The following is a 20,537-nucleotide window of genomic DNA, read 5'->3' on the forward strand; positions in this document are numbered from 1 at the left end:
TAACATATCGTCAAATCGCTTTTGGCAATTACACGATAACGACACCTTATCACCGTAAAGACGTCACCACGGCGCGCAGCGCCCGTACAGTTGGCAGTTCTGGATCGCGGCTTCGTGTCGCCAGACAAATCGGTTTGCTGACAATGGGCTCGACCAGCGGCAGCACCTTTGTCCCTTTCAACTCGCCCAATGCCCGAATAAGGACACGGGGCACAACCGTGGCGGCCAGCCCCTCGCGTGCCATCACCATCGAAGCGGTAAACCCACTGGTTTCGGCAACCACGTCCGGGTACAAACCCTGATCTTCAAATACATGATCCAGAATACGCCGGTTCTGCATCTGCGGCTCGAGCAGACTTAGCGGGAATTCGGCCACGCGCGCCCAAGGTATCGGACCGGTTTCGTCCGTCATGTGCGACGGGACCAGCAGAACATAGGTTTCCTCGTACAAAGGTTGCACCTGTCGCAGGTCGGTCCCGATGCTGTCGCCATACGTTACCCCAGCGTCCAGGCTGCCTTCGTCCAGCCGGTGTTGAATGGCGGTGGCTGACATGGTTTCGATGCGCGTAATGATACGTGGATGCGCCTGTCTCAACCGTTTAGTGAGCCGCCCGGTAAAGGCGATGGCCGTCGGGATCACACCCAAAATCAGCGTGCCGGTGATCTCGCCTTTGGCGGCCAGTACCTGTTGCTCGAGTGCCTTGGTGTCATCCAGAATGCGACGCGCCCGCTGGACGATCATCTCCCCCTCTTCCGTCAGACCCTGAAACCGGTTGGCGCGGCGGACAATGGAGACGCCCAGCCGATCCTCAAGATTTCGAATGCGCATCGAGAACGCAGGTTGCGAAATCCCGCACTCTTCGGCCGCCTTGGCAAAATGGCGGTGCCGCGCAAGGGCGCTGAGCAGTTGCAGGTCGCGGATTTCGATCATTTGGACGTTTCTCGAATGACGGGTCGAAACCCACATTAAGGGGAATTAGGCTGGAGAGGAAAGAATGGCTAACTGACACGTCGAAAAACAGCTGCAACCTCAGATACAGAATACCAATCCGGGCAGTTCCGGGACCATTCCGGTAGTCGGTATGCGGGACAAAGCTGACGTCCACAGGGCTCATCGATGATTGCCCCAACAACTGTGGTCAACGTGTATGATGTCAAAAAAGAAACAACTTTGTCACGAAATCAGAATCGAACACTAAGATTTGCCCCCAAACCATGTTCTTGACCATTTGAACGTACCGAATAGCCGTATCCTGCTGTTAGTCTGGCTTGCTCAGATATTTGATACCCTAGCCCCAACCCGAGAACGAAGCCGTTGGCTCCTCGGTTTTGCCCGACCTGTGTAAATGTCCCAAATATCGGGCTTGTAACCGTGACTTCATGCTCACCATCCTTGTTGGCAAAAAAGTCGTACTCATAGCGAGCAAAGGCAATTGGGGTTAACACACCATTTTCACTCAAGAAGTCCCGTTGATAGTCGACGCCAATCGAAGCGACCAAAGACTCTGCATCCGCTTTTTCAATTGAATAGTTGAAATCGCCGCCTCCGGTTTCTGTTCCAGAGCCTTGTTGGATGCGCCCGTAGTTTAGTCCGAAAACCGTGGAAACTCTTGCGCCACTGTCCAGGTTAAACAGCTTCCGTGCCTGGATACCGGCGTGAATGCCTTCTTGGTCCAAATCCGACTTTGCCTCGCCTCCCGTAAACCCATCTACAGATGGGTTATTCCGCTTGGCGTCAGTTTCACCGAACATGTAACCGATTAGCCCGGAGAACTCCCACGTTCCGGTCGTTGTACGCCCGTAGACGCCCGCGTGATAGCTGTCGGTCGAAAAGTCCTGATCAACTTGATCGTGCTCATCCATGGAGGACGTCCCGAATCCTGCGTACACGCCAACGACCCCTCTTTCCGAACTGAAGACATCCGCACCGACCAAAATAGTGCCGAGCGAATAGTCGAATGTCCCGAGGCCGTTACTTCCATCAACGTCCCCGCTCACATAGGCCGTGTCGATCCACCAGCGCCGATCAGAGCAGTCGATTGCGCCGCTGGGGCTCTGGGCCGAGCCGATTTCGCCTGCTGCAACGGGTTGATCCTCACTACTGAAGCCGACCGCTTGATACTTGCGGCAGTCAGCGTGACTCAGCACTGTGTTGGTTATTAGATCCAGTTGCTCGAGCCCGACCGTCAGGTTTGAGGAATAGGGTTCCGCATGCACGCGGTTAAACCCAGCCAAACCTGAATTGGTAAGCGTGTTAACGGCATTGCCCAAGGTTGAGCCATTAGTCAGATTGGTTCCGGGTGCAGTGTTTGTGGTGTTGGCCACCGCACCAGCAAGGTTGCTTGCATTGGGTGATCCGACAACTGCTGGATTCTGCGGCAAACTCGAGACGGGAAGAGTCGCAAAGGCAATATCAATTCTACCGTCTGCGGTAGGGGTATTTGCAATACTCAAACTGGACAATGCCGGCAGGGTTCCCCCGGCAACTAATGTCGGTGAGTCTCCATCAAAACTTGAAGCTTGAAAAACCGTGTAATTGTTGCCAGCAGCATAGTCTTGCGCAGTCAGGCCGGGCCGAGCAGCTTCGACTTGTATGGTAGCTTTGTTGATACCAGTGACTGCGCCTGTTGACGAAACCAGATCCGCGTTTTGTGCCGCTGTGGGGTCGACTTCCGACAAAATCGTCGACCCTGCATCGAAGGAAATTGCACTATTAATATTCAACGTGCCAATCGAGGAGCCCGGTGAAAGAACAGCGCCATTTCTCACGTTGAAATTGAATGCGTTCACGGTGCCGTTGCCGGCCAGAGTACCAAAGTTATCAAAATCGACCGTGGTCAGACTGCTGGATGCATCGAGTCGTAGCGTTGTGCCGCCACCTATCACCATATCGCTAGTGGCCGACATCGAACTGTTGGTCAGAGTAAAATCAGACGCTTGAGCAACTCTTGTCTGAATATTGAGCACACCAAACGCGATTTCCGTTGCGTTTGTTACTGTCAAGTTATCGTAAGTTAACGGCGTGTCTGATTGGAAATAAACCTCGGTTGGGTCAACATCACCCCCATTTGCGGGCGCAAATGTCATGGATCGTCCTGATCCAATCGAAGTCCCTACAATATTGACTCGTAGTCTGCCGTTGATTTGCGTCGTCAAGGCCTCCCGTGAAACAAAGTCGCCGCTCCCAGCCGCGACATCGACGTTCAACAAAGTCAGTACCGATGCTTTGTCTGGATTTTGACTCTGCCCCGGGACATAAAGCTCAATTTCCCCAGAAGGCATTATGGAAGAATTACCAATCAGAAGCGCCGTGATGGGCCCGTTTGGAATTGGCAGGCAGGTTTTCACAGTAGAAGATATCGTCTGCCCGCTAAGAATAGTCTCTGTTCCAGCAGTGTATTCGTCACGGGGAGCACCAACTTCAACGCAAGATTGCGAACTTTGGGCCCAGGCATCGCCGGGCAGTAGGAAATACGCCAAGGCTCCCAACGTGGAACTAGAGACAATTACACGCTGAGCGTATCTTATCGAATAATTCGGGTCCTTTGATTGCAATAGCTTTCTCCCTCAACTCCACAAGTGAGGCTACACCCGTTTTTTGATAGGCAGAGAGCTTTTTTTTTAGTTTTTCGGAGAAGTCGAACGATTGACTGCCTTGGGCTCACACCGGTCCTTAGCCTCACCAAAGCACTACCCGTAAGGTGCTCAGCCAAGCGGAAGCACTCTGCTGTTACGTATTGAACAAGAAGTGCATCACATCGCCATCCTTGACGATGTAGCTTTTTCCCTCGGCCCGCATTTTGCCTGCCTCTTTGGCCCCTTGCTCGCCGTTGCAGGCAATAAAGTCGTTATAGGCGATGGTCTCGGCGCGGATGAAACCCTTTTCGAAATCACCATGAATGACACCAGCCGCCTGCGGTGCAGCAGTGCCCGTAGGGATGGTCCAGGCGCGGGCTTCTTTCGGGCCGACTGTGAAATAGGTTTCCAGCTTGAGCAGGTCGTAACCGGCACGGATCAGACGGTCGAGGCCGGGCTCTTCCAGACCCATTTCCTCAAGGAACATCTGTGCCTCGTCCGCTTCAAGCAGGCTGATCTCTTCTTCAATCTTGGCGCTGATGATGACATGAGAATTGCCTTGGGCGGCAGCCATTTCGGCGACTTTCGCCGAGTATTCGTTGCCTTCAGCGGCTTCTTCCTCGGACACGTTACAGACATAAAGAACCGGCTTGGTGGTCAGCAGTTGCAACATCTTCCAGGCTTTGGCGTCTTCGTCCGAAACTTCGACCAGACGCGCAGGTTTACCGTCCTCCAGCATCTCCTGCGCTTCGGCAAGCAGGCGTTCCTGCTGTTGTGCCTCTTTGTCGTTGCCTTTCAGTTTGCGCACCAGGTTGGCGCGGCGCTTTTCGATGCTTTCCAGATCGGCCAGCATCAACTCGGTTTCAATGGTCTCGGCGTCGGCCACCGGATCGATGCGGCCTTCTACATGGGTCACGTCGCCATCTTCGAAACAGCGCAAGACATGGGCAATGGCATCGACCTCGCGAATATTTGCCAGAAACTGGTTGCCCAGCCCCTCGCCTTTCGAGGCCCCCTTCACCAGACCGGCGATATCCACGAATGTCATCCGCGTCGGGATGATCTGTTTTGACGTGGCGATTGCTGCCAATTTGTCCAGCCTGTCATCTGGCACGGCCACATCGCCGACGTTGGGCTCGATGGTGCAGAATGGGAAGTTCGCGGCTTGCGCGGCAGCGGTTTTGGTCAACGCATTGAACAGGGTCGACTTGCCCACGTTCGGCAGACCCACGATTCCCATTTTAAAGCCCATATCGGCCTCCTGCATAGAATACGAACGCAGCTTCTATGCAGGTCCGCATCAATGCGCAAGCAAATGCTGGAGGTGCATTTTGCTGAGTCCCTTTCGCAACATCACAAAAACGTTCCCAAAACGTGTTCTTGTGGGAACTGAAAAAAATGCTCTACGATAACCACTTAGCATTGCACGATCGAATTTTTGCTGGCGGGAAACTATGAGAACGCTTTTTCTTACAGCTGTTTTGGCTTCTACAGCCTCCGTATCAGCCCATGCTCAAACTATTGTTTTTGGCGCGGGGTATGCTGATTTTTCCGAAGACGTGTCCGAAGATCAGGCACTGATCTCACTTGAATATCAACACAGGCCCTTTCACCAAGCCAAGCGGTTCAGCGCGGGCTGGGGGGCGGCTTTGTCCATAGATGAAGACGGCGATACCCACATCGGTGCAGGTTTGATCGGGCTGTATTCGTTTAGTGATCGATGGTTCGTCGAAGGCAGTGTCATGCCCGGATACTACAATGCTGGCAATGACCTGAATGACTTGGGTGGCGATTTTCAAATCCGTAGCCTTTTTGGTCTGGGATACAACCTGAACAATGGTAACAGCGTGTCAGTTGCTATCACACACAAGTCCAATGCCAGTACAAACCACGAAAACCCGGGCGTAAATGCATTTCTGGTGCGGTACCATCTGGGCTTCTGACCTGCTCGTGCATCGGTGGGATTGATTTTCCGCCAAAGTTTCTGCACACGGGTCCAAACCCGAGTGCAAGGACATCCGATGACCCGTATCGACGCTAAGTTTGCCGCCCTGAAAGCCGAAGGAAAGAAGGCTTTTGTTGCCTATGTCATGGCAGGGGACCCTGACTATGACACCTCGCTCGACGTGGTCAAAGGCTTGCCCGGCGCAGGCGTGGACGTCATCGAACTGGGTTTGCCCTTTACAGATCCGATGGCGGATGGCCCTACGATTCAGGCAGCGGGCCAACGCGCGCTGGATGGCGGGATGACGTTGCAACGTACATTGGATTTGGCGCGCGCCTTCAGGGAAATAGACGACACTACGCCAATTGTCCTGATGGGGTATTACAACCCGATTTACAGCCGGGGCGTTGACGTATTTCTGGCAGATGCAAAAGAAGCCGGCATTGACGGGCTGATCATCGTGGATCTGCCACCCGAGGAGGACGAAGAGCTTTGCCTGCCTGCTCAGGCAGCGGGTCTGAACTTCATTCGTCTTGCGACACCTACCACGGATGACCAGCGCCTGCCGCGGGTTCTGCAGAACACCTCGGGCTTCGTATATTACGTCTCGATCACTGGCATCACCGGCGCGGCCGAGGCGCAGGCAACGGATGTGGCCCCCGAGGTTGCCCGCATCAAGGCCGCGACCGAACTGCCGGTGATTGTGGGCTTTGGCATCAACACGCCCGAGAAGTCCCGCAATATCGCGTCAGTGGCAGATGGTGCCGTAGTCGGATCAGCGATCGTCAGCCAGATCGGTGCAGGCAAGCCGGTCGACGAAGTGCTGGATTTTGTAAAGTCCCTGTCGGATGGCGCCCATAGCGCCTGATCCGGCGGATAAATCAATACGATAAAAGGCCTGCCGCACAGTGCTCTGCGGCAGGCTTTTTTGACCGCCCGACACCAGGCCAGATCATTGCAGCCTTTGACTTGCATTGGTAAGGAAAACTAACCAGTAAGTTCGGAGGTCTGAGACATGCCTGTGATAACCAACATTGAAGACCTCAGGCGCATCTATGAGCGTCGCGTACCGCGGATGTTCTACGATTACGCTGAAAGCGGCAGCTGGACGGAACAGACATTCCGCGAAAACAGTTCCGACTTTGAAAAGATTCGCCTGCGCCAGCGCGTTGCCGTTGATATGTCCGGACGTTCAACTGCCTCAGAAATGATTGGACAGCAGGTCTCGATGCCGGTTGCGCTGGCTCCGGTTGGGTTAACGGGGATGCAGCATGCGGACGGAGAGATGAAAGCCGCAAAAGCTGCCGAAGATTTTGGAGTTCCCTTCACCCTTTCAACCATGTCGATCAACTCGATCGAAGACGTGGCCGAGCACACCGAAAAACCATTCTGGTTTCAGCTCTACACGATGAAGGACGCTGACTATGTCAGCCGTCTGATCCAGCGGGCCAAGGACGCCGGGTGTTCGGCGCTGGTGATCACGTTGGATCTGCAGATTCTGGGCCAACGGCACAAAGACCTGAAGAACGGTCTGTCCGCACCACCCAAGCTGACCGCAAAGACCATCGCAAACCTGATGACCAAATGGGCATGGGGCATTGAAATGCTGGGGGCCAAGCGGCGCGAGTTCGGTAATATAGTGGGACATGTGCAAGGCATCTCGGACGCGTCTTCACTGGGGGCCTGGACCGCTGAACAGTTCGACCCCACCCTCGACTGGGGCAAGGTCGAAAAGCTGATGGAACAGTGGGGCGGAAAAGTGATCCTGAAAGGTATCCTTGACGCGGAAGATGCCAAAATGGCGGCCAAGCTGGGGGCCGATGCCATTGTCGTGTCGAACCATGGCGGACGTCAGTTGGACGGCGCGCTCAGTTCGATCCGGGTATTGCCCGAGATCATGGACGCTGTGGGCAATGATATCGAAGTGCATCTGGACAGTGGTATCCGCTCAGGTCAGGACGTGCTCAAAGCGTTGGCGCTGGGGGCCAAGGGGACGTATATCGGCCGCGCATTTGTTTATGGCTTGGGTGCCATGGGCCAGAAAGGCGTTACCACCGCGCTGGAGGTGATCCAGAAGGAACTCGACACAACAATGGCGCTGTGCGGTGAAAAAACCGTCGACGCGCTGGGGTCGCATAACCTTCTGGTACCAGAGGGTTTTGGCGGTCGTTGGCAAGGCTGATTCCGCGGGAGTTTAGGGGCTCTGCCCCCGCCGCCCGTTCCGGGCGCCTCCCCCAGGATATTTGGAGCCAGATGAAGCAGCGGACCCATCACTGATCTTGCGAGAAGTACCCCGGAGCGCGAGGTTAAGCTCCCCAAAATGACAAGGTATGAATTACCCCTTTCCAAACGTGGTGAATCGAGATAAGGACGCGGCTTCACGCGGGTATACAGCCTTGGAGGATACCCGCCCTAACATTGGAGAATTATCATGGCTGGAGAGATTCCTGATCTCGTAGCTCTGGAACGGACGGGGACAGGCAAGGGCGCCGCTCGTAAAACACGCCGCGAAGGCATGGTTCCGGGTGTTGTATTTGGCGGCGACAAAGATCCGCTGGCAATTCAGATCCCGTTCAACGAACTGTTCAAGCGCCTGAAAGCCGGTCGCTTCAAATCGACCCTGTGGAACCTGAAGGTCGAAGGCCATGAAGACGTTCGTGTCATCTGCCGCGATGTTCAGCGTGATATCGTCAAAGACCTGCCGACCCACCTGGACCTGATGCGCCTGCGCCGGACCACAAAGATCGCGCTGTACATTCCAGTTGAATTCATCAACGAAGATGAAGCCCCCGGCATCAAGAAGGGCGGCGTTCTGACAGTTGTCCGTCCGGAAGTCGAGCTGTTGTGCACCGCGGGTGAGATTCCTGAGAAGATCACCGTTGATGTAGCCGGAATGAACATCAACGACGTCGTCACAATTTCATCGGTTGTCCTGCCCGAAGGCACCAAGCCGACCATCGACCGTGACTTCGTGATTGCAAACGTCTCGGCTCCGACAGGTCTGGCAACAAGCGACGACGACGAAGATGAAGAGGCTGAAGTTGCAGTCGATGAAGTCGAAGTCGTCGGCAAAGAAGAAGAATAAATCCGGATCAATCGTCTGGATTTTGAAACGGGGTTCTGACGAGCCCCGTTTTTTATGGTCAAGACGCTCGGCGCTGGCTGGATTTCCCTGGCAATTCCGGGCATCACATAGCCTCAAGGCTACAGAGGCGGAGTATGGTCATGAAACTCTTTGTCGGATTGGGAAACCCTGGGCAGAAATACGCCCGGAACCGGCACAACATCGGGTTTATGGCTGTGGACCGGATTGCAGAGGACCATGGGTTTGGCCCATGGAAATCCAAGTTTCAGGGTGAGATCTCGGAAGGTCGCGTGGGCTCTGAAAAAATCCTGTTGCTGAAACCGCAAACCTTCATGAACCGGTCCGGTCAATCCGTGGGTGAAGCGATGCGTTTCTACAAGCTCGACTCCACTGATGTTGTTGTGTTTCACGACGAGTTGGACCTCGCCCCGGGCAAAGTGCGCGTCAAGGCGGGCGGTGGACACGCGGGACACAATGGATTGCGCTCGATCCACGACCATATTGGCGCTGCCTATGATCGTGTACGACTTGGCATCGGACATCCGGGCCGCAAAGAAATGGTCTCGGCTTATGTCCTGAGCGACTTTGCGAAATCGGAGGCTGACTGGCTGGATGACGTCCTTCGGGGAGTTTCGGACGGAGCGTCCCATCTGGCGCGGGATGATGGTGGAAAATTCATGAACGCGGTTGCCCTGCGCACTGCGCCGCCTCGGTCGTCCAAGACGGCCGGGCCGAAAGCCGAAACCGCGCCTAAGGCACCTCCTGATCCACCGGTCGACGAACGGTCCGCCATGCAAAAGCTGTTGGACAAGTTCAAATAGCTCGGTGCCCTGTTTCCGTTACGTCGGCGTTGCGAAAACGGGACGCCCGCGTTCAAATACCTGTAAACAATGGAGGCTTTACGATGCGATCCATACTGAAATGGGTTCTGCGCATTGTGCTGGCGTTGGCTCTGGCCGCCGCTGCAATTGGGCTTTGGAAACGCGAAGAGTTACAGCGCCTGATGGCGGTGAACTCTCTGTTTTCCGAGGACAAGATCGTTCACAACTTTTCGCACATGGATGAAGCATTTCTGACCGTGGATCTGCCGCGTGGAAACGTCCCAACATGGGAGCTGCCCTACGGCGAAGGTTTCGATCTTCCTGAAGACACTGACAATTGGATCAATGAACGCTCTGTTACTTCTTTGCTCATCATGCAGAACGGCAAGATCCGGTTCGAGGAATACTATCTGGGCACCGGTCCCGATGACCGCCGGATTTCCTGGTCAGTGGCAAAAAGCTATCTGTCGGCGCTTTTCGGCATTCTCCTGCAAGAGGGCGTAATCGATTCATTGGATGATCCCGTCGTCAATTACGCCCCCAAACTTGCAGACAGCGCATATAACACGGCGACAATACGGAACGTTCTGAATATGGCCAGCGGCGTCACGTTCGACGAGGATTATCTGGACCCGAAGTCTGACATCAACAGGATGGGCCGTGTGATTGCCCTAGGCGGTGAATTGGACGATTTCGCGGCCTCATTGCAGGACAGTTTCGCGCCCCCCGGTGAAACCTGGCAATACGTTTCCATAGACACCCATGTATTGGGCATGGTGATACGCGGGGCGACCGGTCGCAGTGTTGCGGATCTTTTGACAGAAAGAATTCTTCAGCCCCTGGGCCTTGAGCGCGACGGATACTATGTCACCGACGGCGCCGGGGTCGCTTTTGTTCTGGGTGGTTTAAACTTCACGACACGTGACTTTGCACGGTTCGGGCAAATGATCCTGCAAGATGGGGAATTGAGCGGCCGGCAAGTGGTGCCCGCCGACTGGATATTCGAGGCAACTCAACCCAGCGCACCGACCGCTCGGGGGAAGATTGGATATGGGTATCAGTGGTGGATTCCACGCGGCGCGCATGAGGGAGAGTTTCTGGCCCGGGGCGTGTATGGGCAATACATCTATTTCAACCAACCTCGCGGCGTTCTGATTGTGTCTACTGGCGCTGATCGGCATTTCCGCGACACTGGCGTAAATGACCAGAATATTGAAATGTTCCGCAAGATCGCAGAAAGCCTGTAAGGTGCCTTCATGCAAAAGCAAGACAGTATCAATGTACTTGGCGGCGTTCTGACGCCCTGCTCACGCGATCCTCTGACAGGGTTCTTTCGGGATGGTGCGTGCAATACCTGCCCCGAGGATCAGGGCAGCCATACCGTTTGTGCGGTGATGACGGCCGAGTTTCTGGCATTCTCGAAATACGTCGGCAATGATCTGAGCACGGCTCGGCCCGAATTCGATTTCCCGGGCCTCAAGCCCGGTGACAGCTGGTGTCTGTGTGCCAGCCGGTTCCTACAGGCCCATGACGAAGGATGTGCCCCAAAGGTTCACCTGGAAGCAACACACCAACAAGCGCTTGAGATTGTGCCACTTGATATCTTGCTTCAGAACAAGGCGAATGCCTGACGGCCATTGCGCCCGGGCGAAACCTGATCCGCGATCCAGTCTCGCCCCCGGTTCAGAATGCCATTTGCCAGATCAGGCTGATGCTGTAGTTTTCAAAACCGCTTTCACCGATGCCATCATAGAACACGTTTGCTGCAAGCAAGCTGTTGTTTTCCAGCCGATAGTCCAGGCCCAGATCCGCGCGGGCACGGGCGGTGTCGCCAATCGGCGTCACGCCGGGAGCGGTGCCAGTTCCAGAAGTCGTGCTCCAAATCCCTGACAGTCCACCCGTCAGCATCATCTCTCCACGTGACACTTGCAGCGGGTGGCTGAAATCCATACCCAGCCGTGCCGTCGTCAAACTGAAATCCTGCTGTGGAATCAGATTGCCCAGACTATCGGCATAAGCTATCTGATCGTCACTGGCATAGCTCACGTCCAGCAATGGCATCAATGTCAGGGCGCCACGCTTTATCTCACCGGTCACGCGCGACTGGACCAGCCAGCGATCACTGTCGAAACTGTCCTCGTAGGTCCCAAACGGAGAGATGTTGTTGTCGGCTTGTCCATAAAGAACACGCCCCTCGAAAAAAACCGCATGATTGGGCATTTTTGCCACCACATAGGGACCAACCAGCCAGCCCGTGCCATCCACGCTGGCCGGGCCGTTTTCCGTTTCGGCATAGTCGAACTGAAGCATAGCACCGATCAACAGGTTCGAACTGACCTGACGATGAGCCCCGACAACAGCCAGTGCATAGGAGCTATCAAAATCATCCTGCGAGCTCCAGTTCCCGGTCAAACTGAACCAGACGGGACGCGACGGATCACTGGCGAAATTCAGATACCCTGAGCCCTGGGTTACAGAACTGTCCAGAACACCCGACCCGGAACGTTGCAAAAACTGGGTCAGTTTAGGCTGGTTCGTCACAAGGCTGTTGGCCCGGGCGTTCTGAAATGCCTGAATCTGACGTTGAGCATTTGTCACCGCTTGAAGTGTGCTGACCCTGTTAGATTCCAGGTTCAGATTACCGGCCGCATCCGAGAACACCCCCGCGGGAATGAAGAGTTCGATGGTTCCGTTGTTCTGAGGCGTCAAAGTGGCGACAAAGCTGGTGCCGGACCCAGTCATAGAAGCCGTTGCATTCGTGACCGACAGGTCGCCTACGGTGAAGTCGGTACTTGGCTCGCTCAGAGTAATGGTTGCTTGAAAAGTTCCGCTGCCGGTCGGTGTCAAAGCTCCGATCGTTGCGGTTGGCTGCGTGGTATCCACCAGAACACGCGTGTTGACGATTTGGGTATTCGCTACTCCGGACAATGCGATCTCGTAGCGGTAAAGCGGCCCGCCGACGGATTCACGCGCTGTAAACGTAATCCCCAGATATCCATCTGCCGCATAGCTGGAATTCGCGCCATCCTGACTGAGAATGGTCGCACCGATATAGCCCAGGGAAGCCAAGCCGGCAGGCGTGATCGCAGTCTGGTTCAGAATGCCGTTGTTAAAGTAAAAACTGCCGCCAGGAACCTGCCCCGAGCCCCCCAGGGATACAAAGGCAGTGCCTGAAGGCGGGATATTGTTAAAAAAGATGCTTCCCCCGTTCGGTGTCGGAATCGAGGTTATGATGAAGCTGCCCCCAAGGGCCGCGCCCTCTTTCGCGCTTCCGATCATGAGTGCTGAAATCAGAAAACAGAGACACAAGAGCCTCGAAATAGCGAACCTAACCATTTTACCTCCTACAGCACCGCGAGGGTGCTAAACACCAGGGTGCCCGGGGCAAAGATACTATGTCCCGAACAGCGTCATCCATTGTCCCATCTACTGCAGAGACTCCCCTGAACCGGCCGCAACACCGCCAGTTACCAAATAGATAAATCAATTCTGAGACGCTGTATAGAATTGGAAACGATTCAACTTTGGCGTGCGGGTCACATGGACGTGCACAAACCTTAAAGCACAGGCGGAACAAGTCAGAAAGCATCCTGAAATCCTGTGTTTTCAAGGCGTCTTCTCAGAGAAACCTTTCAACGAGCCAGGACTGTACAAAGCAAAAGCTAAAGGTGCGCAGGGTACTAATTCTCGGCAAAACCGCAACAATCGCAACAATCGAAGATAACGATCGCGACTGGTATTTTTTGGGAAACAAATTCATGCAAGTCGATCCCAATTTCACGGCAGCCGGCGAATCCTCAGGCTTCTGTATCGTTCTTCAATGCGCCTTGGTGACAATCTTTTTTAGGTTATTCCGCTGTCGAAGGACTTATCACAGCTCTGGCCATTCTGCACGACCCACCTTCGGGGCACGGGACCCGTCGCCCAGGAATAATTTCTTTCATGTTCTCTCCAGCTACAGAGCCCGAGAACGAACAACCGGGGCTCATGGCCCCGGTTCCCAATCAATCTGCCGAACGGCCTTCGGTATCGGACATGTCGAAGTTCAGATATTTGGCCACGGTCTGAACGTCCTTGTCTCCGCGACCACACATGTTCATGCAGATCAGATGATCTTTGGGCAATTTCGGTGCGATCTTCATCACATGTGCCAATGCGTGACTTGGCTCCAGCGCCGGGATGATCCCCTCGGTGGCGCAGCAAAGCTGGAACGCCTCGAGCGCTTCCTTGTCTGTGATCGAGACGTAATTCGCGCGGCCTATCTCGTGCAGCCAGGAATGTTCAGGCCCAATGCCCGGATAGTCCAGCCCGGCTGAAATCGAATAACCTTCGAGAATCTGGCCATCGTCATCCTGCAGCAGATAGGTCCGGTTGCCGTGCAGCACGCCCGGCCGACCGCCTGTCAGGGAAGCGCAATGTTCCATTTTCTCGTTCACACCTTTTCCACCCGCTTCGACGCCTATGATGTTGACGTCCTTGTCGTCGAGGAACGGGTAGAACAAACCCATCGCGTTCGAACCGCCGCCGATGGCCGCAATGATCGTGTCGGGCAACCGGCCTTCGGCCTTCATCATCTGCTCTTTCGCTTCCTTGCCTATGATTGACTGGAAATCGCGGACCATTGCCGGATAGGGGTGCGGACCAGCCACAGTGCCGATACAGTAGAACGTGTCACGCACATTGGTCACCCAATCGCGCAATGCGTCGTTCATAGCGTCTTTAAGTGTCCCACGACCCGAGGTCACAGGGATCACCTCGGCCCCCAGAAGACGCATACGGAATACGTTCGGGGCCTGACGCTGTACGTCATGTGCGCCCATGTAGACGATGCATTTCAAGCCAAACTTGGCACACACGGTAGCAGTCGCCACGCCGTGTTGCCCTGCCCCGGTTTCAGCAATGATCCGCGTCTTGCCCATGCGCCGCGCCAGAATGATCTGGCCCAGCACGTTGTTGATCTTGTGTGCCCCGGTGTGGTTCAGCTCGTCACGTTTCAGATAGATCTTCGCCCCACCCAGGTGTTCGGTCAGGCGTTCCGCGAAATACAGCGGCGAAGGACGACCCACATAGTTTGCCCAGAGGTCATCCATTTCGGCCCAGAAGGTCGGATCATCCTTGGCCTTGTTGTATTCCTCTTCCAGCGACAGGATCAGCGGCATCAGTGTTTCACTGACAAAACGCCCGCCGAAGATGCCGAAACGTCCCTGTTCGTCAGGGCCCGACATGAAGGAATTGAAAAGATCGTTGGCCATGGGTGTCTCCCTCGTCGTATTCGATGTTCATAGGTGGTGGCGAAGGGATTTGCCATGCCAAAACACATTATTCTGCCGCCTGCGTGCTTTGACGCCAAACCTGGATCGCCTGCTCAGAGCTGGCGATGCCGATGCATGGAAATTGGTGAAAACTGTTCACATCGGCCAAGCGGTCCGCTGCCAGCATACTCCATCCCTCCATTTCGAGAGATACGCAACAAGTTGTGTATCAGATCACCCGAGAGCGGTTGCAAAGTCGCGGATCAAGCCCGCATCTTTTACACCCGGCGCGCTTTCAACACCGGACGAGACATCCACCTGACGGGCACCCGTCATCCGGACAGCTTCGGCAACATTCTGGGGTGTCAGGCCACCGGCCAGCATCCAAGGGCGCCGCCAGTACTTCCGCCCGGCCAGCAGCCGCCAGTCAAAAGCCAACCCGTTACCGCCCGGCAATTCCGATTCTCTGGGCGGTTTCGCATCGATCAGCAGTTGATCAGCCACTTCTGAGTAAAGATCGATGGCCGCCAGATCCTCGGCTTCGGCCACACCGATGGCCTTCATCACCGGCAAACCAAACCGCTCGCGCACTTCGGTCACCCGTTCGGGCGATTCCTTGCCGTGCAATTGAAGCATATCAAGCGGTACAGTCGAAACGATCTCGTCCAGCTCTTCGTCAGTGGCATTCACGACCAGAGCCACCTTAGCAACACCAACAGGGACGAGATGCGCCAGTTCTGCTGCCTGCGAAACGTCCAGATTGCGTGGCGATTTCGGGAAGAAAACAAATCCAACATAACCCGCCCCGGCTTCGGCCGCAGCACGCACATGCTCTGGCGCGGTCAGACCGCAGATTTTGAACCGAACGTCAGGCATGGCGTTTAGGCTCAGCTTGCCTCATCCAGAAGGGCAAGAACGTCGTCCTTGCCTTCGTTTTGCTTTTTCTTAAGCTTCTTGACTTCTCGCTCAAGCTTGCGCACTTCGGTTTTCTTCACGGTCGCGTCGCGGCGGTGCTTGTGTTCCCGCAGCCATTCCCACAGGAAGCCTATAACCAATCCTGCTGCCACACCGCCCAAAACCACCAGAAACAGCGGCAGTGACGCACTGAGGTTAAAGCCCAGAAGCTCGGCCAGAGCATCGGGCATCAGTTTCAACTTAACGGGTTGAACATTGGCAAGAGACACTGAGATCAGGACGATCCCGAGGGCTGCCAAAAAAGCATATCGAAGATAACTCATCATAGTGTCAGGCTTTACCGTTCAATCGATCCCTGAGCAACTTGCCAGTTTTGAAAAACGGCACACATTTTTCTTCGACCTGCACCGTTTCACCGGTGCGTGGGTTGCGTCCAACTCGCGCGTCGCGTTTTTTTACGGAAAACGCACCGAATCCCCGCAACTCGACACGGTCACCGCGCGCCATGGCGTCTGTGACTTCCTCGAATACAGTGTTCACGATCCGCTCGACATCACGCTGATAGAGATGTGGGTTTTCGTCAGCGATTTTCTGAATCAATTCTGAACGGATCATGCGTGATACCCTCCCAGGCAGCCGGTGTGACAGGTCTACTGTTTTGACAGTATAGGAAAAAACCCGGAAAGGGGGAACGGATACTCTGCGTATTGAGGCTTTATTTTGCCATATTCTCACGCGAAATTTTGCTTGTCAGGCCAATTTCCACACTTATTGCGCGAACAATCCCCTCATTAACCCCGCGGTTCGGAACACATTGATTCGCAACAAAAACGGCCCCGCACTGTCATGCGAGGCCGAAAACCTTACTCGGGATGCGGCCTTGGCTTAGTCGCCAGACTTCAGCGCTGCACCCAGGATATCACCCAGAGATGCACCCGAGTCGGAGGAACCATACTGTTGCACGGCCTCTTTCTCTTCGGCGATCTCGCGTGCCTTGATCGACAGGCCCAGACGGCGGGTCTTGCTGTCGACATTGGTGACGCGAACGTCGACCTTGTCACCGACCGAGAAACGCTCGGGGCGTTGTTCGGCACGGTCACGCGACAGGTCCGAACGGCGGATGAAGGATTTCATGCCTTCGTATTCCACCTCGATGCCGCCGTCCTCGATTGCGGTCACTTCGACTGTCACGATCGAACCACGCTTCACGCCGCCCACGGCTTCGGCGAACTTGTCACCGCCCAGGGCTTTGATCGAAAGCGAGATACGCTCTTTTTCAACGTCAACTTCCGAGACAACCGCCTGAACGACGTCGCCTTTACGGTAGTTTTGGATGGCATCCTCTCCGCGCTCGTCCCAGGACAGGTCCGACAGGTGAACCATGCCGTCGATGTCGCCTTCGAGGCCAATGAACAGACCGAATTCGGTGATGTTCTTGACTTCGCCTTCGACCTCGGTGCCCTCGGGGTGTGTTTCTGCAAACACTTCCCATGGGTTGCGCTGAGTCTGCTTCAGGCCCAGAGACACGCGACGCTTGGCGCCGTCGATTTCCAGAACCATGACGTCGACTTCCTGGCTGGTCGAAACGATCTTGCCGGGGTGGACGTTTTTCTTGGTCCAGGACATCTCGGATACGTGCACCAGACCTTCGACACCGGCTTCCAGCTCGACGAACGCGCCGTAGTCGGTGATGTTGGTGACGCGACCCTGGTGGACCGAGCCCAGCGGGTACTTGGCAGCAACCAGATCCCATGGATCTTCCTGCAACTGCTTCATGCCCAGGCTGATGCGATGGGTCTCTTTGTTGATCTTGATGACCTGAACCTTGATGGTTTCGCCGATCGTCAGGATCTCGGATGGGTGGTTCACACGGCGCCATGCCATGTCGGTGACGTGCAGCAGTCCGTCAACGCCGCCCAGGTCAACGAATGCACCGTATTCGGTGATGTTCTTGACAACACCCTCGACGGTCTGACCTTCGGTCAGGTTGCCAATAACTTCGGCACGTTGTTCAGCACGCGATTCTTCCAGGATAGCACGACGCGAAACAACGATGTTTCCACGACGACGGTCCATTTTCAGAATCTGGAACGGCTGCTTCAGACCCATCAGTGGGCCAGCGTCGCGCACGGGGCGAACGTCAACCTGCGAGCCGGGCAGGAACGCAACTGCGCCACCCAGATCGACGGTGAACCCACCTTTGACGCGACCAAAGATTGCACCTTCGACGCGCTGGTCGTCGGCATATGCTTTTTCCAGACGGTCCCATGCCTCTTCACGGCGGGCCATCTCGCGTGAGATGACGGCTTCGCCACGGGCGTTTTCTGCGGCGCGCAGGTAAACTTCTACCTCGTCACCAACAGCGATTTCAGGGGCTTCGCCGGGATTTGCGAATTCTTTCAGATCAACGCGGCCTTCCATTTTGTAGCCAACGTCGATGATGGCCTGGCCGGCTTCGATCGCCAGTACCTTGCCTTTGACAACAGAACCCTCTTCGGGCGTGTCCATTTCGAAGCTTTCGTTCAGGAGGGCTTCGAATTCCTCCATGGTTGTATCAGCCATCTGGCAGTGTTTTCCTTTACATACGTTTTTACTGGCCGAGCGGTTGTCTCCGCCGGTCTTGATTCATGATGTCTTCTGACGTGACCCGGTACGCCCCTGAGCAAACAAACACAAAGGGCCGAGGTAACCCGGCCCTGCTCAGAAACGTCTTCCGGACGTTGACCGCCCTTGTATCGACAGCGCGCGTATAAGCGGATTCCCCGGTATGTGCAAGGGCAAAGCCCATGTTTTCAAGGTTTGGAAGGTCTTTACCTGGGCTCGTTGCAGGTTTTGAAGGTCCAAACCCCGGCATCGCGCCGCAGCATGGCCTGTTCGATTGCGTCCAGTCTCATCAGCGCTGCGGAAGGGTTGCGCGCACCTCCAGCCCGGTTCCAGATCTTCTGCGCCGAAACGGGGCTCCACGGCAAGCTTGCCGTGGCCAACCACTGCCGCAAACCTGACGGCAAAGAATCGTAAACCTGCATTGGTGCCGCCTGTCGTCTCCTGCGTTTGAGGTTGCTCTGCAAGTTCCGACCCCTTGTTTGCCCTTGTTTCTTCTGTTGTCGCACCACGTTCGCCCTTCGTAAGATATATGTGATTACATTACACTACGATGAGCGGGTCGGAAGCAGAAAAGACGGGACCTTTGCGCCCCGCCTTTCCTAATAATACTCCCTGCGCGACGGGCAGAGAGCCTTCAGAACAGTTGCAGATCCTTCTTACCGCTTTGGATTTCAGCAAAGTTCGGCATGTTTTCGACAACAACCGGAGCAGGTGCCGCGCCCGGCATCGCCACTGTCGGTTTCATTGCCGCCGCCATTCCAAAGGCAGGTTGCTCAAGTTCCCCCCGGATATCGCGCAACAGTGTTTTGTGATCCGGCATCGACTTGATGATCTTCGCCAGATCCACTTTCGCGTTCTTCATACCCTGGAACCAAAGAGGTTTCTTCAATGGCCGAAGACGGTCGCGGATGCCTGAACCATAGCCTGTATCATAGACCTGTTTGCCCAATAGAACGGTTTGATAAACGCGGCTGTCAAACAGTGTGGCGAACTCGATATCGTGATCCATCGGCAGGCGATACTGCCACAGCTCAAGATTTTCAGCCAACCGATCCGGTACCTTCATCTCGGTGCGCGCGTCGATCCAGTATTGGTCATCGGTACGGTTGCCCAATCGATAGTGCAAACAGATGAACTCCAGAACCTCGTTATACAGCTTGTCCATCTGCCGATTGTATCTGTCCCTCAGCGAGGGCTCGATGTCTCGCGTAGGCAAATGCTCGGCGAACCAGCGTATCGCATGGTCAATCATATGGATTGCGGTGCTTTCCAGCGGCTCAATAAACCCGCCGGACAGACCTATCGCCACGCAATTCTTGACCCAGGCGTTGCGCACGCGACCAACGCGCATCGGGATTACCCGCGGTGTCAGTCCTTTGCCACTGTCACCCAGCCATTCAAGGTATTCGTCCGCCGCCTGGTCATCCGTACGATGCGCAGACGAATACACATAACCTGTGCCCACACGGTTATAGAGCGGCACCCGCCATGTCCAACCTGCGCCCAAAGCGGTGGATCTTGTGGCGCTTTCGATCTTGTCGGGATCCGGATGCTCGATCTGCAACGCCATGGCTCGATCATTGGGCAGATAGTCGGAGTAGTCCAAAAATGGCTCACCGAGAGCCTTGTTGATGATCAGCCCCCGAAACCCGGTGCAATCCACGACCATCTCAACGTCATGGCGGCCTTTTGCCTCCAGCATGAGATGACTGACATTGCCCTGTTCATCCAGTTCAACCGTTTGCACCTCATCCTGGATATGCTCCACTCCGCGCTTCGTGCAGACCCTGGTCAGCATGCCGGCAAACTTTACGGCATCCAGGTGATAGGCATACCCAAACCGTTGCTCGAATTCCGGCTGACCCAACTGACGCGCCCCTTTGCACAGGCGGGCCAGATCATCATGCGGCGAGATGGACTGTGTAAAATCCCGGTCTCCGTTGCCGAAGCGCAGGAAAAATTCGGCGGCCTCCAGCCCCTCCAGCATCTGGCCGTGGGCAAAGGGGTTCATGTAATCGATGCGATTGCCCTTGGCGTCGTTGTTCCAATTGCAGAATTTCACACCCAGCTTGAAGGATGCGTTGGTCTCGCGAAAGAAACTCCGTTCCGAAATGCCCGCCTGGCGCAGCGTGACAGGCATGCGTGGAACAGTAGCCTCACCCACGCCTACGGTGGAGATATTCGGGCTTTCGATCAGGCAGATTTTCGGTCGATCCTTGGGCCCTGACGTACGTGAAAGCACCATGTCCAGGATCAGTGCGGTCATCCATCCAGCCGTACCGCCACCCACGATGGTGATTTTGTTCAAACGATTGCTCATGTAGTTTTGTCCCTGTTGG

General features: G+C 55.3%; 18 protein-coding genes. 7 read left to right on the plus strand and 11 right to left on the minus strand.

Annotated elements, in window-relative coordinates:
• Positions 1 to 49: 49 nt before the first annotated feature.
• From AC2FJB_RS07515 to ychF, 3 genes are all read right to left on the minus strand, one after another.
• Positions 50 to 931: a LysR family transcriptional regulator gene (locus tag AC2FJB_RS07515; protein WP_496676548.1), complete on the minus strand. Its 882-nt coding sequence runs from the start codon at positions 929 to 931 to the stop codon at positions 50 to 52.
• A gap of 251 nt (positions 932 to 1,182) precedes the next feature.
• A complete protein-coding gene (locus AC2FJB_RS07520) occupies positions 1,183 to 3,087 on the minus strand; it encodes an autotransporter family protein (RefSeq protein WP_496818070.1) in 1,905 nt (634 codons plus the stop codon).
• Positions 3,088 to 3,730: 643 nt separating this feature from the next.
• Positions 3,731 to 4,828, minus strand: coding sequence for a redox-regulated ATPase YchF (ychF, locus tag AC2FJB_RS07525; protein WP_117872830.1), 1,098 nt, complete (start codon positions 4,826 to 4,828; stop codon positions 3,731 to 3,733).
• 202 nt (positions 4,829 to 5,030) lie between these two features.
• Here ychF and AC2FJB_RS07530 point away from each other — a divergent pair, with 202 nt between their 5' ends.
• From AC2FJB_RS07530 to AC2FJB_RS07560, 7 genes are all read left to right on the plus strand, one after another.
• Positions 5,031 to 5,519, plus strand: a complete 489-nt coding sequence (locus AC2FJB_RS07530) for an acyloxyacyl hydrolase (RefSeq protein WP_117869772.1) — start codon at positions 5,031 to 5,033, stop codon at positions 5,517 to 5,519.
• Between the two features lie 78 nt (positions 5,520 to 5,597).
• On the plus strand, positions 5,598 to 6,389 hold the full coding sequence (gene trpA, locus AC2FJB_RS07535; RefSeq protein WP_496717771.1) for a tryptophan synthase subunit alpha: 792 nt from the start codon (positions 5,598 to 5,600) through the stop codon (positions 6,387 to 6,389).
• A gap of 147 nt (positions 6,390 to 6,536) precedes the next feature.
• Positions 6,537 to 7,703 (plus strand): alpha-hydroxy acid oxidase, encoded by a 1,167-nt coding sequence (locus AC2FJB_RS07540; protein ID WP_496717772.1) that lies wholly within the window; start codon positions 6,537 to 6,539, stop codon positions 7,701 to 7,703.
• A 249-nt stretch (positions 7,704 to 7,952) separates the two neighbouring features.
• Entirely contained in the window at positions 7,953 to 8,606 is a 654-nt protein-coding gene (locus AC2FJB_RS07545) for a 50S ribosomal protein L25/general stress protein Ctc (protein WP_117869775.1), read from the plus strand.
• Between the two features lie 140 nt (positions 8,607 to 8,746).
• Positions 8,747 to 9,427: an aminoacyl-tRNA hydrolase gene (pth, locus tag AC2FJB_RS07550; protein WP_117872831.1), complete on the plus strand. Its 681-nt coding sequence runs from the start codon at positions 8,747 to 8,749 to the stop codon at positions 9,425 to 9,427.
• An 83-nt stretch (positions 9,428 to 9,510) separates the two neighbouring features.
• Positions 9,511 to 10,674 (plus strand): serine hydrolase domain-containing protein, encoded by a 1,164-nt coding sequence (locus AC2FJB_RS07555; RefSeq protein WP_496717773.1) that lies wholly within the window; start codon positions 9,511 to 9,513, stop codon positions 10,672 to 10,674.
• Positions 10,675 to 10,683: 9 nt separating this feature from the next.
• On the plus strand, positions 10,684 to 11,058 hold the full coding sequence (locus tag AC2FJB_RS07560; protein WP_117869777.1) for a DUF2237 family protein: 375 nt from the start codon (positions 10,684 to 10,686) through the stop codon (positions 11,056 to 11,058).
• Between the two features lie 52 nt (positions 11,059 to 11,110).
• Here the strand turns inward: AC2FJB_RS07560 and AC2FJB_RS07565 are convergent, their stop codons facing one another.
• From AC2FJB_RS07565 to AC2FJB_RS07600, 8 genes are all read right to left on the minus strand, one after another.
• Positions 11,111 to 12,706, minus strand: a complete 1,596-nt coding sequence (locus AC2FJB_RS07565) for an Ig-like domain-containing protein (protein ID WP_496717774.1) — start codon at positions 12,704 to 12,706, stop codon at positions 11,111 to 11,113.
• Between the two features lie 725 nt (positions 12,707 to 13,431).
• The gene (gene trpB / locus AC2FJB_RS07570; protein WP_496676528.1) at positions 13,432 to 14,679 is read right to left on the minus strand and encodes a tryptophan synthase subunit beta; all 1,248 of its coding nucleotides are present in this window, start codon (positions 14,677 to 14,679) and stop codon (positions 13,432 to 13,434) included.
• Positions 14,680 to 14,913: 234 nt separating this feature from the next.
• Positions 14,914 to 15,555: a phosphoribosylanthranilate isomerase gene (locus AC2FJB_RS07575; RefSeq protein WP_496676525.1), complete on the minus strand. Its 642-nt coding sequence runs from the start codon at positions 15,553 to 15,555 to the stop codon at positions 14,914 to 14,916.
• 11 nt (positions 15,556 to 15,566) lie between these two features.
• Positions 15,567 to 15,917, minus strand: a complete 351-nt coding sequence (locus tag AC2FJB_RS07580) for a lipopolysaccharide assembly protein LapA domain-containing protein (protein ID WP_162896806.1) — start codon at positions 15,915 to 15,917, stop codon at positions 15,567 to 15,569.
• A gap of 7 nt (positions 15,918 to 15,924) precedes the next feature.
• A complete protein-coding gene (gene ihfB, locus AC2FJB_RS07585) occupies positions 15,925 to 16,209 on the minus strand; it encodes an integration host factor subunit beta (RefSeq protein WP_050603110.1) in 285 nt (94 codons plus the stop codon).
• A 270-nt stretch (positions 16,210 to 16,479) separates the two neighbouring features.
• Positions 16,480 to 18,156, minus strand: coding sequence for a 30S ribosomal protein S1 (rpsA, locus tag AC2FJB_RS07590; protein WP_117869783.1), 1,677 nt, complete (start codon positions 18,154 to 18,156; stop codon positions 16,480 to 16,482).
• Between the two features lie 248 nt (positions 18,157 to 18,404).
• Positions 18,405 to 18,707 carry a DUF6525 family protein gene (locus tag AC2FJB_RS07595; protein ID WP_371415271.1) on the minus strand — a complete coding sequence of 101 codons (303 nt, stop codon included), beginning with the start codon at positions 18,705 to 18,707 and terminating at the stop codon, positions 18,405 to 18,407.
• Between the two features lie 125 nt (positions 18,708 to 18,832).
• Complete coding sequence (locus AC2FJB_RS07600; protein WP_299640755.1) at positions 18,833 to 20,518, minus strand: tryptophan halogenase family protein; 1,686 nt, start codon at positions 20,516 to 20,518, stop codon at positions 18,833 to 18,835.
• Positions 20,519 to 20,537 lie beyond the last annotated feature (19 nt).

This window comes from Ruegeria sp. CDSC085, from assembly GCF_059610465.1.

Bases quoted from the DNA above. Each gene is read 5' to 3' on its own strand.
- AC2FJB_RS07530 (WP_117869772.1), top strand. From the start codon at position 5,031: ATGAGAACGCTTTTTCTTACAGCTGTTTTGGCTTCTACAGCCTCCGTA.
- trpA (WP_496717771.1), top strand. From the start codon at position 5,598: ATGACCCGTATCGACGCTAAGTTTGCCGCCCTGAAAGCCGAAGGAAAG.
- AC2FJB_RS07555 (WP_496717773.1), top strand. From the start codon at position 9,511: ATGCGATCCATACTGAAATGGGTTCTGCGCATTGTGCTGGCGTTGGCT.
- rpsA (WP_117869783.1), bottom strand. From the start codon at position 18,156: ATGGCTGATACAACCATGGAGGAATTCGAAGCCCTCCTGAACGAAAGC.
- AC2FJB_RS07580 (WP_162896806.1), bottom strand. From the start codon at position 15,917: ATGAGTTATCTTCGATATGCTTTTTTGGCAGCCCTCGGGATCGTCCTG.
- AC2FJB_RS07560 (WP_117869777.1), top strand. From the start codon at position 10,684: ATGCAAAAGCAAGACAGTATCAATGTACTTGGCGGCGTTCTGACGCCC.
- AC2FJB_RS07545 (WP_117869775.1), top strand. From the start codon at position 7,953: ATGGCTGGAGAGATTCCTGATCTCGTAGCTCTGGAACGGACGGGGACA.
- AC2FJB_RS07600 (WP_299640755.1), bottom strand. From the start codon at position 20,518: ATGAGCAATCGTTTGAACAAAATCACCATCGTGGGTGGCGGTACGGCT.
- AC2FJB_RS07515 (WP_496676548.1), bottom strand. From the start codon at position 931: ATGATCGAAATCCGCGACCTGCAACTGCTCAGCGCCCTTGCGCGGCAC.
- AC2FJB_RS07520 (WP_496818070.1), bottom strand. From the start codon at position 3,087: ATGACATTTGCGCCCGCAAATGGGGGTGATGTTGACCCAACCGAGGTT.
- AC2FJB_RS07540 (WP_496717772.1), top strand. From the start codon at position 6,537: ATGCCTGTGATAACCAACATTGAAGACCTCAGGCGCATCTATGAGCGT.
- ihfB (WP_050603110.1), bottom strand. From the start codon at position 16,209: ATGATCCGTTCAGAATTGATTCAGAAAATCGCTGACGAAAACCCACAT.
- pth (WP_117872831.1), top strand. From the start codon at position 8,747: ATGAAACTCTTTGTCGGATTGGGAAACCCTGGGCAGAAATACGCCCGG.
- ychF (WP_117872830.1), bottom strand. From the start codon at position 4,828: ATGGGCTTTAAAATGGGAATCGTGGGTCTGCCGAACGTGGGCAAGTCG.
- AC2FJB_RS07565 (WP_496717774.1), bottom strand. From the start codon at position 12,706: ATGATCGGAAGCGCGAAAGAGGGCGCGGCCCTTGGGGGCAGCTTCATC.
- trpB (WP_496676528.1), bottom strand. From the start codon at position 14,679: ATGGCCAACGATCTTTTCAATTCCTTCATGTCGGGCCCTGACGAACAG.
- AC2FJB_RS07575 (WP_496676525.1), bottom strand. From the start codon at position 15,555: ATGCCTGACGTTCGGTTCAAAATCTGCGGTCTGACCGCGCCAGAGCAT.